The 16,412-nt window shown below is 38.0% G+C and carries 14 protein-coding genes and 1 CRISPR repeat array; of the genes, 2 read left to right on the forward strand and 12 right to left on the reverse strand.

Annotation, left to right across the window (positions count from 1 at the left end):
- Positions 1 to 3: 3 nt before the first annotated feature.
- The 5 genes from HCR01_RS24355 to HCR01_RS24375 all read right to left on the reverse strand — a co-directional run bounded on the left by HCR01_RS24355 (position 4) and on the right by HCR01_RS24375 (position 3,367).
- The gene (locus HCR01_RS24355; protein WP_193198663.1) at positions 4 to 1,401 is read right to left on the reverse strand and encodes a HesA/MoeB/ThiF family protein; all 1,398 of its coding nucleotides are present in this window, start codon (positions 1,399 to 1,401) and stop codon (positions 4 to 6) included.
- Between the two features lie 65 nt (positions 1,402 to 1,466).
- On the reverse strand, positions 1,467 to 1,952 hold the full coding sequence (locus HCR01_RS24360; RefSeq protein ID WP_193198664.1) for a hypothetical protein: 486 nt from the start codon (positions 1,950 to 1,952) through the stop codon (positions 1,467 to 1,469).
- A 98-nt stretch (positions 1,953 to 2,050) separates the two neighbouring features.
- Positions 2,051 to 2,248, reverse strand: coding sequence for a hypothetical protein (locus tag HCR01_RS24365; protein WP_193198665.1), 198 nt, complete (start codon positions 2,246 to 2,248; stop codon positions 2,051 to 2,053).
- Positions 2,249 to 2,290: 42 nt separating this feature from the next.
- Positions 2,291 to 2,704 carry a hypothetical protein gene (locus HCR01_RS24370; RefSeq protein WP_193198666.1) on the reverse strand — a complete coding sequence of 138 codons (414 nt, stop codon included), beginning with the start codon at positions 2,702 to 2,704 and terminating at the stop codon, positions 2,291 to 2,293.
- A gap of 42 nt (positions 2,705 to 2,746) precedes the next feature.
- A complete protein-coding gene (locus HCR01_RS24375) occupies positions 2,747 to 3,367 on the reverse strand; it encodes an NYN domain-containing protein (RefSeq protein WP_226889595.1) in 621 nt (206 codons plus the stop codon).
- A gap of 310 nt (positions 3,368 to 3,677) precedes the next feature.
- Here HCR01_RS24375 and HCR01_RS24380 point away from each other — a divergent pair, with 310 nt between their 5' ends.
- Positions 3,678 to 4,292: a hypothetical protein gene (locus tag HCR01_RS24380; protein ID WP_193198667.1), complete on the forward strand. Its 615-nt coding sequence runs from the start codon at positions 3,678 to 3,680 to the stop codon at positions 4,290 to 4,292.
- 91 nt (positions 4,293 to 4,383) lie between these two features.
- Positions 4,384 to 7,487: direct repeats of the CRISPR family, unit length 36 nt; unit sequence GTTTCCAACTAATCCGATTTAACCCAATCGGTGGGG.
- Between the two features lie 17 nt (positions 7,488 to 7,504).
- On the opposite strand, the gene HCR01_RS24385 is transcribed toward HCR01_RS24380, so the two are convergent.
- The 6 genes from HCR01_RS24385 to HCR01_RS24410 all read right to left on the reverse strand — a co-directional run bounded on the left by HCR01_RS24385 (position 7,505) and on the right by HCR01_RS24410 (position 12,241).
- Complete coding sequence (locus HCR01_RS24385) at positions 7,505 to 7,675, reverse strand: hypothetical protein (protein ID WP_193198668.1); 171 nt, start codon at positions 7,673 to 7,675, stop codon at positions 7,505 to 7,507.
- Between the two features lie 29 nt (positions 7,676 to 7,704).
- A complete protein-coding gene (cas2, locus tag HCR01_RS24390) occupies positions 7,705 to 7,980 on the reverse strand; it encodes a CRISPR-associated endonuclease Cas2 (protein ID WP_193198669.1) in 276 nt (91 codons plus the stop codon).
- A 272-nt stretch (positions 7,981 to 8,252) separates the two neighbouring features.
- Positions 8,253 to 9,257, reverse strand: a complete 1,005-nt coding sequence (gene cas1 / locus HCR01_RS24395) for a CRISPR-associated endonuclease Cas1 (RefSeq protein ID WP_193198670.1) — start codon at positions 9,255 to 9,257, stop codon at positions 8,253 to 8,255.
- Positions 9,258 to 9,502: 245 nt separating this feature from the next.
- Entirely contained in the window at positions 9,503 to 10,453 is a 951-nt protein-coding gene (locus HCR01_RS24400; protein WP_193198671.1) for a reverse transcriptase domain-containing protein, read from the reverse strand.
- Between the two features lie 23 nt (positions 10,454 to 10,476).
- Positions 10,477 to 11,985: a TIGR03985 family CRISPR-associated protein gene (locus tag HCR01_RS24405; RefSeq protein WP_226889596.1), complete on the reverse strand. Its 1,509-nt coding sequence runs from the start codon at positions 11,983 to 11,985 to the stop codon at positions 10,477 to 10,479.
- A gap of 64 nt (positions 11,986 to 12,049) precedes the next feature.
- Positions 12,050 to 12,241: a hypothetical protein gene (locus HCR01_RS24410; protein ID WP_193198672.1), complete on the reverse strand. Its 192-nt coding sequence runs from the start codon at positions 12,239 to 12,241 to the stop codon at positions 12,050 to 12,052.
- 100 nt (positions 12,242 to 12,341) lie between these two features.
- On the opposite strand from HCR01_RS24410, the gene HCR01_RS24415 reads away from it, so the two are divergent.
- Positions 12,342 to 13,466: a site-2 protease family protein gene (locus HCR01_RS24415; protein WP_193198714.1), complete on the forward strand. Its 1,125-nt coding sequence runs from the start codon at positions 12,342 to 12,344 to the stop codon at positions 13,464 to 13,466.
- 430 nt (positions 13,467 to 13,896) lie between these two features.
- On the opposite strand, the gene HCR01_RS24420 is transcribed toward HCR01_RS24415, so the two are convergent.
- Positions 13,897 to 16,185 (reverse strand): dynamin family protein, encoded by a 2,289-nt coding sequence (locus HCR01_RS24420; RefSeq protein ID WP_193198673.1) that lies wholly within the window; start codon positions 16,183 to 16,185, stop codon positions 13,897 to 13,899.
- Between the last annotated feature and the right edge of the window lie 227 nt (positions 16,186 to 16,412).

Consider the following 16,412-nt stretch of genomic DNA (forward strand, 5'->3'; position numbering starts at 1 on the left):
TTACTAAATAAAATTTGAATTCTCAAAATCGGAATTTGCAACCACTTCATCCAAACCCTTTACACCACAAAAATAGCAATCATCAGTTTGCAAATACTCAGTATTAGTCTTACGCCAATCATTACCAGGAAACTCATAAATCCAATCAATCCCAGAATCTACATTCAAAAAACCGCTCACCATCCCGTGAATTACACCAACACCTGTACTCGCACAGATGCTATTCAACCAAAATACTGCCGGATTGTTTACCCCTTCTAAATAACCTGCACCCGCAGCCATATTGTTAATCTCCAATGGTGCAGACTCTAAAGCTGCGCGTTGCAGGTTGATGATATTACCGCACATCAAACACCAACCACCACCCAGAGGAGGAACGGTAACTCTGCAATACATTCGCGGTGTGTTGTCTAGTTTTACATCTATATAAGTTCCCAAACACACCAAAGGACGCATATATTGCAACGCTAATTCTTGAGCAGTTTTTCGAGAAAGATGATTGTCAGTCGCCACCACAATTAAATCGCAAGTTGCTATTTCTTGCTTACTTAATTCAGTTTCAACTGCGGTTGCTATTGTTTTGACACAAGAACCCTCATGGTAAATTTTTTTAATTAGATGCTTGACATAATGTACTTTATACCATTGTTGTTCTACCATTTCTTGTGTAGCACCAGGCATCCGATTGAGGTTAACTGTCTCTAATTTATCGGGGTCAATTAATACCCAATTTTTAACACCCAAACGCCCCAATAATTCAGCAAAAATTGAACCAATACCACCACAACCAATTAATCCTACTTTTAGTTGATGAAGTATTTTTTGATTAGCTGAGCCAAATATTTTTTGCCGAGCAAACATTAAATCTGTATTATTCATCGCATTTTGATAATTAGAGAGTTCAAATAATGAATTACAGAAGTTAACATGCTCAAATTTCTGTCCTTTTCTATCCCAAACCCGAAATTTACCAGATTGTAAACCCTCATCAAATACCCCCGAAATCAAGCGCGGTTTTTTGGAAAAACTAGCGGCGATAAACCGCGCATATTCAGATTCATAACGGTCATCGACATAGGAAAAATCAGGTATACCTCGACCTGCATGAGTATGAATGTGAACTATATCTAAACCTGGTTGAAGATGATATTCTAGCAGATAGGAATGAAAATGCTGTTTTAATACCAATCCACTGGCAGATTGATGTTCGTAACAATCAGGAGAAGGAACAACCCAAGTTTTAGGAAAATACCGGACTTGATATTTTGAAACTTGATGGCGCTGACAAAACAAAAAACCAATTACTTCCTCATTAAACATGCGAGAATTGAGCATATTTTTCTGAAATTCAGACCACATTCTTGGTGGTATATGCAGAGAAATTGCAGCAGAATTTTTCATGCTTACTTAATTTTTAATGAACTATATAAATCTGATCTGATGACTGAAAAAAACCATTCTATTCTCTATTCATCACTATTAATTGCGTGACGTGCTGTTACAAATAAAGTCGCCAGATTATGTCCATTACCAGGATTATTATTAGGTCGCCAAGAATTTAACCAGACATCATGGTTAAATCCTCCTCCCAATCCAACGCAGTACCAATACCATCCTGCTTCACTCAGAAATGGCGCACCATAGTAACTTTGTCGGGTAAAGTGATGGTCTCCTTCTCCTACAGTATTCCACGGGTAATTTAGATAGCAACCAATGGGAGGAAGTCGCGGATAATCTGGTGGCAACAAAAACAAAATATCCGTGTTATAAACCGTGAACTTTTTAGAAGATAAAGGCATTCTCTTAATCAGAATAGCTATATATTTGATATCACCTAGTTTCTTGCTACCAACAATTACATTCTTAGCAACTTTTTCTAACAGCTTGAGTTCTTCTACAATTCGCAGACTTGGTTTAAATCCTGAGTTTTCTTGACTAATTGTAACTGCCATGTCTCACCTTCTCAATTTTAAATATAAAACTAGAAAATTGGATAATCCAAAATTTATAGACGCTTCTGCGGCTTACCGTAGGATAATCTAAAATCACATTACCCTTTGACAATTTTGGGTACAGTCCAGACCTTTGAACCTTCTTTCAGCGCTTCGTTATTTTTCAAAGGACGAGTACCACCAAAAACTTCTTCCATCACATCATCTTGACCAATTTCTGGTAATCTTTTTCTTAATTCTTCAACAGTTGCACCTTGTGGTAAATCAATCAGTTTACCATTAACAATTGCTCTCATTTTATTTCCTCACTTCGTTCTAATTATTGACTTGGTGGCGAGTTAAATATTTAGTAACAATTCATTTCTAGATTTTGGTTGAATTAATTCTAAAGATTCCGCTTTTTTCAGAGGCTTAATGCTATTATCTTCAGGTTTATTCTTCATACCAACTATCAGCCACAACCCTATGAAAGCAAGAACACTAGTTATTTTGAGAAAAAACAATTGTTTAGCTTGTTTTGATGTCAATTCCTCCAAAAAGCCAATTCTTTGCTCCAGCTTTTGCAGATGAGCTTGGCTAATATTTACCTCATGACTTATATTTTGTAAATACTGTGTGTAATTTTGTCTGCTAATAGCAGTTACCTGAGATTCTAAATATTCGCAACGTTGATTGATTATCTCAGTTATTTGTGTAAGTTCATCAAACTTGTTTAGTTCCTGATTAATTAATTTGCCATTTACTGTCATCATGAATAACTCCTTCCGGTTTTTGTTGATTGTAGAATTTTGTATTCATGAATCAAAGACATTAGAACTACCAATACGATAATAGTTTTGGCTAGTATCATGTTGGTCAAATTTATCAAATACCTCAGTTAAATCCACCACACTGTTAGCGGAATTTTTTAATTCACTTCCTAAAGATTGTTCCACTGAAGCTACTTCAACTCGGATGCCTCGTCTTCTCAATTTTTCTGCCAAATAAGCGAAATCTGAATCTCCTGTCACCAAAACTACAATATCTGGTTTAATTTCTAAGGCTAGTTCAATTGCATCTATCGCCATTACGACATCAACATTATTCTCATAATCATCACCTTTAGCCTTGCCTTCCCTTACAACAACTAAAAAACCATTACTTTTTGCCCAGTAGACAAATTTTTCTTTGTTTTTACGCTGTTCTTCAAATCTTTCTTTTGCGGGAGGTAGACCAATATAAATTACCATTTCAATTAACTCTCTCCCTTCTTTTGGGTCAGCTAAATAATCCCGCACTTTATGCCAATTAATTTTGCGATTAAAACTTTGTGCTGCCATAAAAGCATTATCACCATCCGCAATCACCATCACTCGATGAAGATTTCCCATATCCTTTGACCGTTTGTTTTGGGTTTGTGTTTTCTTCTTTTTCATTAAAACCTATGGATGGAATATGCTTTTTCCTTTAGAACTTCTATAGAGGATATTTGAAAAGTATTACGGGAAATACCAAAATCCTCAGAAACCTAACCCCCTAGCCCCCTTCTCTACGAGGGAAGTGGGAATTCAAAGCTTCTCTCCCTGAAAGGGAGAGGTTTGGAGAGAGGTTTCTAGTATACTTAACGACTTTCCAAACATAATCTTAGATAAATCATGGTCATAACTGGAAATAGCATTTTCCAGTAACTCATTAAATTAAATACATCAACGTCAGATTTAATGAATATTCAACAGTTAGAAACCTATGAAAAAAGAACCCACGAAAGCAAGCCAAATCTTTTCAGGACTAATTGCAGCTGAGGCGGCAATATATGAGGAACTAGCATCTTTGGTAGGTGAAGATGCGAAGAAAGCTGTAGAAACTATTAGACAACACTCATACATTTCTGCTACCTGTGGACTTCTTGTGATAACTCCAGGAGCCGATATATTAGCTTTTTTAGCTAATACTTGGACAATGTATGCCCGAATAAATAGCGCACTTGGTATTTCACTCAGCAAGAATATTTTAAAATCAGTTGCATCGGCAATAGGAACAAATGTGTTATCAGTTATTCCAGGAATGATATTGGGATCAGTTGGAGGTTCTATTTTAAAAATGTTTCCAGTTTTGGGAACAGCTGGAGGAATGGTAGTCACAGGTGCTACTTTCTATGCTATTTCGACTGTAATGGGTTGGACTTACTTGAAAGCAATTACGTTTCTTGTTTCCTCAAATGCACCCATTAATGAAGAGAATTTAAAAGTGGCAACAAAGCAAGTTACAAAAGATAAGGATTTTATCAGGGACATTTACAATTCAGCAAAATCTGATTTCAAGGAAGAACAAGAAGATTCTGACCATACTGGTGATAGCTAAAGTTTATCAACTTTCTCAAAGATTCAGATCCCCGACTTTTTCAAGAAGTCGGGGATCTTATTTTATGCAAGAGATATTTGAGTTTCTAACTAATTCCAACTAATCCGATTTAACCCAATCGGTGGGGTCAAATCCTGTTGATCTATTGACTTACGTTCTAAAGTTTCCAACTAATCCGATTTAACCCAATCGGTGGGGACAGCCGCGTTGCTTGCTTCTTGGGCATCTTTTGGTTTCCAACTAATCCGATTTAACCCAATCGGTGGGGTTTGTCATGACCGAAGAAAATGATGTACTCTTTTCAGGTTTCCAACTAATCCGATTTAACCCAATCGGTGGGGTCAATAAGCTTCATGATCATGGTATTAATGTTCGGGTTTCCAACTAATCCGATTTAACCCAATCGGTGGGGTCATTTTTTGCCGATAAATTGGTGATTGCCACTGGTTTCCAACTAATCCGATTTAACCCAATCGGTGGGGTTTTGTTAATAACTATCAAAAGGAAGTGTGGGAACAACAGTTTCCAACTAATCCGATTTAACCCAATCGGTGGGGTGATCCTGCTGCTGCTGCTGCTGGTGCTGCCTGTGGTTTCCAACTAATCCGATTTAACCCAATCGGTGGGGTCAACAAAGTCCTCATGCTATAGAGCTGGAGTTTCCAACTAATCCGATTTAACCCAATCGGTGGGGTTGATGTTCAAGTTGGTTGTGAAGTTTTCCTAACGTTTCCAACTAATCCGATTTAACCCAATCGGTGGGGTTGTCGGTGTTGCTGGTGTAGTTGCTTATATTATGGTTTCCAACTAATCCGATTTAACCCAATCGGTGGGGTTCAACAGGAGGTAATACCGGTATTTCTAATGGTTTCCAACTAATCCGATTTAACCCAATCGGTGGGGGTCAATACGTAGCATTAGAGGGTGTTCATACTTTACTGTTTCCAACTAATCCGATTTAACCCAATCGGTGGGGGGTAAAAAACATTAACGGCGATATTATAGGATCAGTGGTTTCCAACTAATCCGATTTAACCCAATCGGTGGGGGTTTCTGCGGTTTTTGCACAAACAACTGGAGCTAATGTTTCCAACTAATCCGATTTAACCCAATCGGTGGGGCTAAACAGCTATAATGCTGTCTTTATATTCAGTGTTTCCAACTAATCCGATTTAACCCAATCGGTGGGGCATGTGTACAATCGAACATAATCAACCCAATACTTGTTTCCAACTAATCCGATTTAACCCAATCGGTGGGGTACATAAAGGACACAGAACACAAAACTGTTACGGTTTCCAACTAATCCGATTTAACCCAATCGGTGGGGGAAATGGCTTTCCGAAAGCTGGAAGCCAACGGTGTTTCCAACTAATCCGATTTAACCCAATCGGTGGGGAAAAAGATGGTAAATCAAACTCCTGGTGATGCAGCTAAGTTTCCAACTAATCCGATTTAACCCAATCGGTGGGGTTGCACATGCGGGGCAATCAGTGCAGGAAATGGTTTCCAACTAATCCGATTTAACCCAATCGGTGGGGTAGCAGTTTTTTTCGTCTGCTGCGCTAAGATCTTACACACGTTTCCAACTAATCCGATTTAACCCAATCGGTGGGGTTTACGCCTTCAAGATGAGGCTATTATGTTGCGTTTCCAACTAATCCGATTTAACCCAATCGGTGGGGTTGTAATGGGAATGATATTACTTTCTCCTCTACAAGTTTCCAACTAATCCGATTTAACCCAATCGGTGGGGTTGTTTTGGCTTTCTCCGTTTTCTTTGGTTCCACTGTTTCCAACTAATCCGATTTAACCCAATCGGTGGGGCAGCTGTAATTCGTTTATTCGTCAATCTCGACGGTAAAAGTTTCCAACTAATCCGATTTAACCCAATCGGTGGGGTTGTTTTGGCTTTCTCCGTTTTCTTTGGTTCCACTGTTTCCAACTAATCCGATTTAACCCAATCGGTGGGGCGCAATTAGATTTAGGTAAATCTAACATTAAAAATGTTTCCAACTAATCCGATTTAACCCAATCGGTGGGGTAAGGAAACCTCTGTTAACTTCAAATTATTTTGGTTTCCAACTAATCCGATTTAACCCAATCGGTGGGGCAGAGAATTAGTTGATTATCAGCAGTATCTTTTAGTTTCCAACTAATCCGATTTAACCCAATCGGTGGGGACGTTCTGAAAACTACGTAATGCTAACTCTATACAATGTTTCCAACTAATCCGATTTAACCCAATCGGTGGGGCTTAAAGATGAAGACCTTAATGAGTTGTCTGCAATGTTTCCAACTAATCCGATTTAACCCAATCGGTGGGGCCAAACTCTCGCTGCCCAACTTGGTGTTTCTGAAGATCGTTTCCAACTAATCCGATTTAACCCAATCGGTGGGGCAACTTGGTGTTTCTGAAGATCAGATTACACCTCAGTGGTTTCCAACTAATCCGATTTAACCCAATCGGTGGGGTGTTTTTCCTGAAATTTTCTCGTTAAACACATTTGAAGTTTCCAACTAATCCGATTTAACCCAATCGGTGGGGTCAAAACCAGATACCTGAAATGAAGTTTCTTCGTAAAGTTTCCAACTAATCCGATTTAACCCAATCGGTGGGGCTTAGATTGCTTGATGCTGATTTAAGTGCTACACAGGTTTCCAACTAATCCGATTTAACCCAATCGGTGGGGCCGAGGAAATATTGACTATTGATGTAACAGACGTTTCCAACTAATCCGATTTAACCCAATCGGTGGGGGGACAGGAGTTTTGCTCCACTTACTCGACATACATTGTTTCCAACTAATCCGATTTAACCCAATCGGTGGGGACAGTGATGGCAACGCAATCAAAGACTATTATAAAATGTTTCCAACTAATCCGATTTAACCCAATCGGTGGGGTACATATTCCGTTGCAAATGATCCAAGTGTTTTGGAAAATGTTTCCAACTAATCCGATTTAACCCAATCGGTGGGGACCGGAAGACCTTTCAAGATGGTAGTCGAAGTTTCCAACTAATCCGATTTAACCCAATCGGTGGGGGTGTTAACAAAGCACTAGGAATGAACCGCCTTATAACGTTTCCAACTAATCCGATTTAACCCAATCGGTGGGGTTCCAGATTACGTGGTAAATCAAAGTGAATTACGTTTCGTTTCCAACTAATCCGATTTAACCCAATCGGTGGGGAGTTCGTCTATGAGCTTTTACCCAGCAAGGGTTTCAGCCGCCAAATCAACACCACTCTGAAAAACATTGTATACGAAAAGCAAAATCGAAGAAAATACATCCCTCAAACCCTTGCCCTGTAAGCAATCGACACCACTCAACCTAAAATGTAGGCTTTTGGCGATTCTCTGAGTGGTGTCGATGACCATGTTACAAAACCTCTTTAATTGCCTTAAAGCTAGATAACATAATACTTTGGTGGTGCTGCTGGTTCTTCACTACCAATAGTTAGCACTCTGGAAACAGCTTCCTCCGAAATCCAATAAAATCGCACATTATCCTCAGATGGTTTCACAAGTTTTTTCGATTTCTCAAAAAGCTGCCGCATTTCCTCTAAACTTAAAAAACATTCAAACACAGAAAACTGTACTCTTCGCCCGTAACCTTCTAGAAAGTTGGATAACTTAGTGCGCCTTTTATCATCAGGAATATCATACACAACAAGCACTAACATTTTTAGCAGTAATCACTAAAAATTTACGAAAATCTAAGCTGTTTGACTGACGACTCAAAAATTAATTAAAAATAGAGATTCTTCCTTCCGCTTTGCTCCAGTCAGAATGACATGTTTGACTGTGGAAAATAGACATCCTTCCGCTTTGCTCCAGTCAGAATGACAAATATACCATTACCTGGCCTTTAAAATATCCTCTAATCTGCCCTTAAAAAATATTCATAGGGAACCAGTGACAAATGACCAATAACAAATGACAACTGTCTAATCCTCTAACCTGCCCTTAAAAAAGATTCATAAGGAACTCCAGATAACAAACAACGTTTATATCTTCTCACTTGCAACTGAATGGCATGTCTGTATGTTACTTGAGATATTAAATCTGGATGGGAAACTTCTTCATTCATCCGAGCTTCAAATTGTTTGAGAAAAACTTTCCGCGCTGATTGACTTAAATACACCCCTCCCGTACTCGCAACTACATCAAAATCCTTTGGTTTAAATAAAGAATGGTTGATAATATTTAAAACCAAACTATCAACCACAGGAGAACGAAATTCTTCCATCAAATCGAAAGCTAAATATGGCTTCTGCTTTTCACCATAATGAAAGTTACCTATATATGGAGAAAGTCCTTCTGCAACAATAAAACTCAAGACATTATTAAATAATAGCGTGTAACCAAAACTCAATAACGAATTAATTTCATCAATTGGAGGTTGACGAAATCTCTGAGAAAAACTAAAAGCAGAATTAGTAATTAACTTGCCAAAAGCTGGAAAATATCTCGCAGCGGCAATTCCTTCATAACCGCGCAATGAATCCAAATTATCTACATATTCTAAGGCATCGATATCTTGATTAATCCCATAAATAGCCTTTTCCACATCTTCTAATTTGCGCTTCCGATTAAATCGCATTAATAATTGCTTAGAATTCATTAATTTACCTAAAACAACAGCTTTGGATACACCAAATTGAAAATTATTATTCTTATGTCTCTCAATCTGAATTAGCTGATTATTTAGATTAGTAGACTCTTCACTCCACAAATGACCGTGATATTGTCCAGATTGACTGAGAAATAATACAGCAATTTTCTCTTGCAAACAAGCATTAATTACAGGAGTTGATAGTTGAATATTACCAAATACCAGAATTTGCTCAACTTCTCGAATTGGAACTTCTAGCTTAGGCTTCTCTGAAACATGAATAATAAAACGTTGATAATCTTTATAGATTGATGTTCCTTGTTCAATTAAATAAATAGCTGCCATTTCTCGATTCCAAATGTTTTTTTGAAAAGGGCTATTATCCTCACTTTTTGAAGTTAATTTCGTCTCTAATTCTGCAAGAAATGGTTGGTGTAAATAGGCAATATTTTTTGGATCTCTCTCCTGCTCATTCTCAAGCTTGAGACTGGGAAGTAATTCAGAGAAGCTCTGCCTCTCGTCACTATTTAGAGGTATAATCTCTCTGATTGCATCACCATGCTCTGCATAGTAACGAGTATTTCCTAAGCTTATTTGATTAGATAAGAAAAGTTCTTCAGAAGTTTTTTTTTACTAGATTTTTTAGCTTGTTTCTGCTCTATCCCCGACTTTAATTTAGTTTGATTTGCGTCTACGGGGAAAATCGCATTTTCTAAAAAACCATGACCTAAAAACCGAAAACCACGCTCAAAATTGGTAATTTGGGTTTTCTCGGTATTTATCGTCAAACCCATTGCATCCAACAGATTGATAATTTCTAACTTAGCTGTCAAAATTCGTTCTTGACTGCGCGACAAAACCAAAAAATCATCTGCGTAACGCACGAGTTTTAAATCAGTAGCAATTACTATTTCATCAAATTCATGTAAATAAATATTCGCTAAAATGGGAGAAATCACTGCACCCTGAGGTATACCTTTTTGGGGCAAAATTAATCCTTCTTGTGTTAACACTCCAACGGAAATCCAAGATTTTATTAAACATAAAATTCCTGGATTATCTATATATAATCTCACTTCTTTTAATAACCTGTGATGGTCGATATTATCAAAAAATTTGACAATATCTGCATCTAATACCCAAGAATAACCCAGATCTCGCCAATCAGCGATTTTTTCCACTGCATTGATGTAAGATAAATTGGGACGATAAGCAAAACTGACAGGTAAAAATTTCTCCTCCATTAACGGATAAAGCACATTCAATAAAGCTTGTTGCACAATTCTGTCTCTAACACAAGGTATTTTTAATTCTCTTTGTTTGCCATTTTTTTTAGGAATAACCACCTGTTTATAAGGGAGAGGTTGATAACTACTATTAACAACAGCATTTAATAACTGATAAATATTAACAGTTTGATTGTGAGCAAAACTATCAATTGTTTCTCCATCTGTTCCTGCACAACCACGATTTTCAGCGACTTTTTCCCAAGCACGTTGAAAATTATTGATATCGAGAAATCTACTAGCAATATCAATCATAATAATTCACATTATTTATATCGTTATCTATAAAGCTTGGAAGTAGCTTCCATATCTTTTTTCATGCGCTGTCGTAAATCCCAAGGTAAAATTACCTCAACATTTGGACTCCAAGCCCGTAAACGCATGATGATGTTATTATCATCAACGCGGTAATTAACTTTGCAGTAAATATCGCTAGGTGAACGAGATTGTACTGTTAAAAGCAGATTTTTCTGCTCTGTTGATGCTGCGGGTGTGTAAAACTTGATGAATTTTTCAACTTGTTGACGGGATATTTTTCTAAACATTTCATCCCGTTCAGTTCCCAGAATATAATTACCGTAAAAATATTGTTCAAACCTCAACACAAGTAATTCCTGCGGTTTGTAAATATCAAATCCCCAAGCTACTGACATTTTATCTCTAATATCATCAGGACTTGGTGGATATTTACCCTGGCATTTATCTACAAAATGTTTAGGAATATTGACATTATCTAAATATTTTGGTAACTCATCTAATTTGAGAATTCGGTCGAGTCGATAATCATACCAATCAATTTTACTCCAACTATTGTTACTATCTTGCTGGGGTGTTTGACCGTAAGCAAATAGATAAGGTGCGCGTTGGTAGTAGTAAATACAGACTGGATAAACAATACAATCAACAGTATCTTGATATAGTTTGGCACTCTGATAATTTAATTGCACTAATGGTACTTTATCTTGTGTCCAAATACCCTTTAACTGTTTATGCAATAACTCCACGCGATTGTATAGTTTGGGATGAACTATATATTCTGTATGGATAAAAAATCTTTGAACACCGTTAATTGGTTGTGATAATGAATTATTGAAAGCAGATAATTCTTCATTCGTAAACTGTTTTACTTGGCTTTTGACATCTTTCAGACGGTCTAGAAAAAATTCTGGAAATTTATCCGCTTTTAAGTATGTAACTTGACTATTACTTTTCTTTACTTTTAACCAGCCGAGATTTACTAATGATTGAAAGTCATGGTCTTTTAAGTTACGACTTGTGACAGAAAATAAGCGTCCATCAGATAAGGATTTAGAAAATCGATGAGATTTTTGGCTATTGCTAGTATCAGCTAAGTTGTGATATTGTTTACCATCTTTGGAAGCATTATTAATCATTCCAGTCAATAGTAAATTTTTTAATTCATTATCTTGAATAGAATAATATTTCTTGAATGACCAACACCAATGGCTTTTTTGAACACTCAAATTTGATGCAAATAACCACTCAGTTAATTTTGTATTACAGCGACATTCTTCGTTATGTAAAATTGGAGTTTTATCGCGTAGATGATATTTTGCTGCGTCTCTAAAAAATAAATCGCGCCATTGCAGAAAAGTAAACTCTTCTCCTAATCGTAATTTGACTTCATCAATATCATCTCCATAGATGGAACGTAAAATAACCCATAGTCTTACTGCTTTTGCTAAGTTTTGTTTCAGAGAGCCTGGTGTTAACAATTTTAAGACTTCTACAGTGGGAGGATAGTTAAAAACTTCTCTCTGCATCATCTGTCTTGTTACTTGTGGGTGTGTGTTTCCAGATTAGCAGCAGGTGGAAAAAGCTATTTCCATCTCATCGAGTGTTTTTAGCGTAAACCACTTGTCCCAAAGTTTTTGTTCGGGAGGAAGCGATCGCAGCTAAGCTCAATAATAAATAGTACGGTCTTCTCGATAAACGAACGTTCAGATTCCCGACTTCTTTAAAGTCGGAAATCTGAGAATCTCCCCAATTACCAATAACCGCACCTTTACGGACGGACACCACTACAGTTACGAAGATTAAAAGCTCTTAACATTTCGTTACACTAAAGACATCGAGACAGACAAAAGTCAACATCTCGCAGATGAAAACAAAGGTGAACGACATGAATGGCACAATTCGCGTTGGTAATCTCTTCGGTATTCCCTTCTATATCCATCCATCGTGGTTTTTAGTTCTGGGTTTGGTAACTTGGAGCTATAGCAGTGGACTGGCGGCGCAATTTCCCTTAATATCCGGGGGATTAGCTGTACTACTAGGATTGATGACAGCGCTATTGTTATTTGCCTCTGTCGTCGCCCATGAATTAGGACACAGCTTCGTCGCCATTCGTCAGGGGATTGATGTCAAATCAATTACACTCTTCATATTTGGCGGTTTGGCCAGCTTAGAAAAAGAATCGAAAACTCCAGCAGAAGCTTTCTGGGTAGCGATCGCCGGGCCTTTAGTGAGCCTACTGCTATTTGGTAGTATTACAGCAATTGGTTTTGCTACTCCTGTATCCGGGCCATTGGCTGCAATTCTCGGCGTTTTGGCTTCTGTTAACCTGGCATTAGCACTATTTAACCTGATTCCTGGCTTGCCATTAGATGGCGGGAATATCCTCAAGGCAGCTGTTTGGAAAATTACAGGTAATCCTTATAAAGGTGTAGTTTTCGCCAGTCGAGTTGGACAAATCTTTGGTTGGGTAGCCGTTCTTTCCGGTGTACTTCCACTACTCTTATTTGGCAACTTCGGTAACTTCTGGAACTTATTAATTGGTTTCTTCTTGTTGCAAAATGCTGGTAATGCGGCGCAATTTGCCAGAGTGCAAGAAAAACTTACAGGCTTAACAGCTGAGGATGCTGTAACAGTTAATAGCCCAGTTGTATCAGCTAATCTTACCCTGAGAGAGTTTGCCGATGAACGGGTTATAAGTGGACAAAATTGGCGGCGGTTCTTAGTGACTGATGATGGGGGACAATTAGTAGGTGCGATCGCTGTTAATAATATGCGTTCCATCCCGACAGCAATGTGGTCAGAAACTCAAGTTAGAGAAGTAATGCAACCAATTGCCCAATCTACCACAGTCCAATCTGATCAACCACTTTTGGAAGTAGTACAACTACTCGAACAACAAAAGCTATCTGCACTTCCTGTGATTCGTAACAACGGCGTGCTAGTCGGAATTTTAGAAAAAGCAGCGGTTATCCAGCTACTCCAAAGCAGAACTCAACCTAACCCTGCATAGTTGTCTAATTAAAAAATATTCTTCTCAACCCTGCTCAGAACTCCTGAGAGGGTTTTTTTATAACATGAAGCATTACTGTGGGTGCAAAAAGTGCAATTATGCTCAAAATACTACCAAGCTACCTGTTTAAAGTAACAAAAGCCGTTAAGAAGCTTGAATAGCTAACTACCTCTAGGGAACCTTAGACTAGACTAGTACCACAGGGAACAAGCTAGAGCCAGTATTTACAATAGTTTGACTGGTTTTTGAGTAGCACCGCTACTGATTTGCTACTCAAAAAACGCGCTTGGCTGAATGATTTACCCTGTAAACTTTTTAGGCAAGCGCGTACATTTTTTTGCCTTCCTCTTAATTATTAAGATGCACATCTTCCAGTTTGGAGGAAACGACAGTGCGATATGTTCTCTGGGAATCAGCTTGGACTTTCAAATTAAGAGCAAAAATTAAAATTCAACCAAGGAATTGCAGCGAAAAAATCTCTGAGTATCTCAAGTTTGTTGAGAATTTGCTCAATGTGTTCCTTTGATTCTGTTTCAGGGTAAGATATCTCACGCAGATGTTCAAGATATTTGTTCCAGTCAGTTTCTACTGCATCAGCGCCTTTTCCAAAAGCATTAGCAGTGTCTTGCCAGAATTCATCAATCACTTTTAGGAATTGAATACACGCACCCTGTTTCTCGAAATCTGTAACAACCTTTTTAGCTAAACGCTTTTGCCAAGATTCTCCAAATAAGCCCCAAACTGCTAAACCTATTGCAACAGATACACCTATCCCAAGCACAATAGGGCCACCTATAGCTGCTACCAAAGACATTACCCCAGCAGTGCCGCCAGTTAAACCAAAACCAATACCTAAATATGACAAAAGACTTACAAATTTAGCAATTAATATGTAACCACCTAGATTTCCCAAAGATGCTGCCCAAAAACTCAAAGCTCCGAAGGCACTTGCACCTGCTGCAATTCCTGCTAGAAAAGACCCATTAGTATCAAATTTGAAATAAAAATCTTTATTTTTATAATTTTGATCTCCGGCTGCTTTGTATCCACGAAATTCTGCTTCTTTATATGCTTCAAGAAAAGAATCAATCTCTGTCTTTAACTTTTCAGAATTAGCTATAATTAAGTTTTCTAGCTGATTTTGAAATTGCTCCACTAGATAACCAGCAAGACATTCTTTTGCCTCTTTTTTGTCTTTGTACTTCTTGCGTATAATTTGTTCTACAACATCAACAGTGAGCAGTTGCTGTACATACAGTTGAAAGGAACTTTTAGTGTCTTGTTTTAACTCATCGATACGTTTAAGTACCTTGTCACGTTTTTGCTGAGTTTCTGGTTGACGAGCAACTTCATTTGTTTCAAGTGCTTCTAATTGTACTTGCTGTGCATTTTTTGCTTCTATATCAGTATCAGTAAAAATTGTTTTATATACCTCAATTAAGCTAAGGTACTTTTTTGTGTTATCTTCCTTTATTGCTTTCATTTCTCGGTCAATACGGCATATACATACTTGAGGGAGAAATTCACCTAGTATTTTAGTCAATTCATTAAATAGACGCTGACATCTATCGGGTCTTTCTGACCAAAAAGTGAAAAATCTTTGTCGCAAATCTGCTTCAGTAATAGTACGATTTGTTTGTTCTCTACGACGCTCTATAACCGTTTCACTTAGGTTGTTATATAGTCTTTTTGCAGCTTTATCTGAGATTGGTTTCAACTGTTCGTCAGAGATACTGGGGTCAGCATGAGTCGCCACAATGAAAAAGTTGCCTAGTGTGGGAAAATTACTGCTTTCATTTTCTGGGGCAGGAAGTGAACGTAGTAAGCTACCCAAGCGGATCATATCTTGACCGTTAATATGACCCTTAGCAGGGGAAGCATACAGCAAGACATCGGCTATTTGTGCAGCGCTATTAGCCTTCTCAACATCCTTTGATACTTCATCAGGTTGATCTGAGTATCCAGGGAGGTCTATCAGGTTGCAAGCTTTTAGCAAAGGGGCATTCATATATACTACGGCAGCATGGGCTGTTATCTCTTCATATTCTCCATGCACCCCATATTTCTGCAAAATATTGAAGCTTCCCGCTTGTATGGAATACTTCTCACAACGTTCCTGGTCATCTAGGAGTAGCAAGTCAATTATTAGCTTACCTTTTTCGTCTTTTAGCCAAAAGTCTTCATCAAAAATCAATACATCTCCCTTGAACCATTCAGGACGGTCTTCGATGTGACGAATAAATGTAATCACTCGTGTTGCTGGTTGATAGCCAACTGGCAAGTTTTTGCTACCCAAAAGAGCGTTTGCCATGTGTGACTTGCCAGCATCAAAGCCTCCAGTAAATACCACATTAGGCTTTTGTTTATAAAGCTTTAGTCGCCTTTTAAAGTCATTCGGGGTGGCTGGTTGTGTTGGCAGGTTTAATGCATCTACAGGAGGAGCCTCATCAACGTATTGATTCAGCAGATTCAGTCTGTGATAAAGTTCAGCGTATGGATTCCCTGGATCAATTGCTTTAAGTGATTGTATCGGTGCTGACATGGCAGTAGCAATGTCAACTCTAAATATTTGCAGCCATTTCACTAAAAGCCCCATTGGAACTGTTTCGGGTGCCTGCTCATAAAGGGAAACTTCTCCGTCTGAGATGCCTAGCATATTAGCCACCTGCACTTGACCCATGCCTACTTTTTGACGATATCCCCGCAAATCAATATTCATTGGTGTATCCAAAATATAAACGGAATATTACTTATTCAATTTTTGTATAACATATAGCTAATAACGAGTAGAGATTACCCATCCTTTGAATCAGAGTTAAGAAACAATGAGTAAGCTTTGAGTAGCCTAATCACGCTCAAAATGTTTAGCTTAGGCAGTCTTTTGAGTAGCAAGATTAATACGAAAGCTTAAAACCCTTGGTAAGTCGTGAAAGACCGAGGTTAGAC

This window comes from Nostoc sp. MG11 (assembly GCF_014904695.1).
In the GTDB taxonomy this organism is placed as follows: Bacteria; Cyanobacteriota; Cyanobacteriia; order Cyanobacteriales; family Nostocaceae; genus Komarekiella.

Bases quoted from the DNA above. Each gene is read 5' to 3' on its own strand.
- HCR01_RS24355 (WP_193198663.1), bottom strand. From the start codon at position 1,401: ATGAAAAATTCTGCTGCAATTTCTCTGCATATACCACCAAGAATGTGG.
- HCR01_RS24385 (WP_193198668.1), bottom strand. From the start codon at position 7,675: ATGGTCATCGACACCACTCAGAGAATCGCCAAAAGCCTACATTTTAGG.
- HCR01_RS24415 (WP_193198714.1), top strand. From the start codon at position 12,342: ATGAATGGCACAATTCGCGTTGGTAATCTCTTCGGTATTCCCTTCTAT.
- HCR01_RS24400 (WP_193198671.1), bottom strand. From the start codon at position 10,453: ATGATTGATATTGCTAGTAGATTTCTCGATATCAATAATTTTCAACGT.
- HCR01_RS24420 (WP_193198673.1), bottom strand. From the start codon at position 16,185: ATGAATATTGATTTGCGGGGATATCGTCAAAAAGTAGGCATGGGTCAA.
- cas2 (WP_193198669.1), bottom strand. From the start codon at position 7,980: ATGTTAGTGCTTGTTGTGTATGATATTCCTGATGATAAAAGGCGCACT.
- HCR01_RS24365 (WP_193198665.1), bottom strand. From the start codon at position 2,248: ATGAGAGCAATTGTTAATGGTAAACTGATTGATTTACCACAAGGTGCA.
- HCR01_RS24380 (WP_193198667.1), top strand. From the start codon at position 3,678: ATGAAAAAAGAACCCACGAAAGCAAGCCAAATCTTTTCAGGACTAATT.
- HCR01_RS24405 (WP_226889596.1), bottom strand. From the start codon at position 11,985: ATGATGCAGAGAGAAGTTTTTAACTATCCTCCCACTGTAGAAGTCTTA.
- cas1 (WP_193198670.1), bottom strand. From the start codon at position 9,257: ATGGCAGCTATTTATTTAATTGAACAAGGAACATCAATCTATAAAGAT.
- HCR01_RS24370 (WP_193198666.1), bottom strand. From the start codon at position 2,704: ATGATGACAGTAAATGGCAAATTAATTAATCAGGAACTAAACAAGTTT.
- HCR01_RS24360 (WP_193198664.1), bottom strand. From the start codon at position 1,952: ATGGCAGTTACAATTAGTCAAGAAAACTCAGGATTTAAACCAAGTCTG.
- HCR01_RS24375 (WP_226889595.1), bottom strand. From the start codon at position 3,367: ATGAAAAAGAAGAAAACACAAACCCAAAACAAACGGTCAAAGGATATG.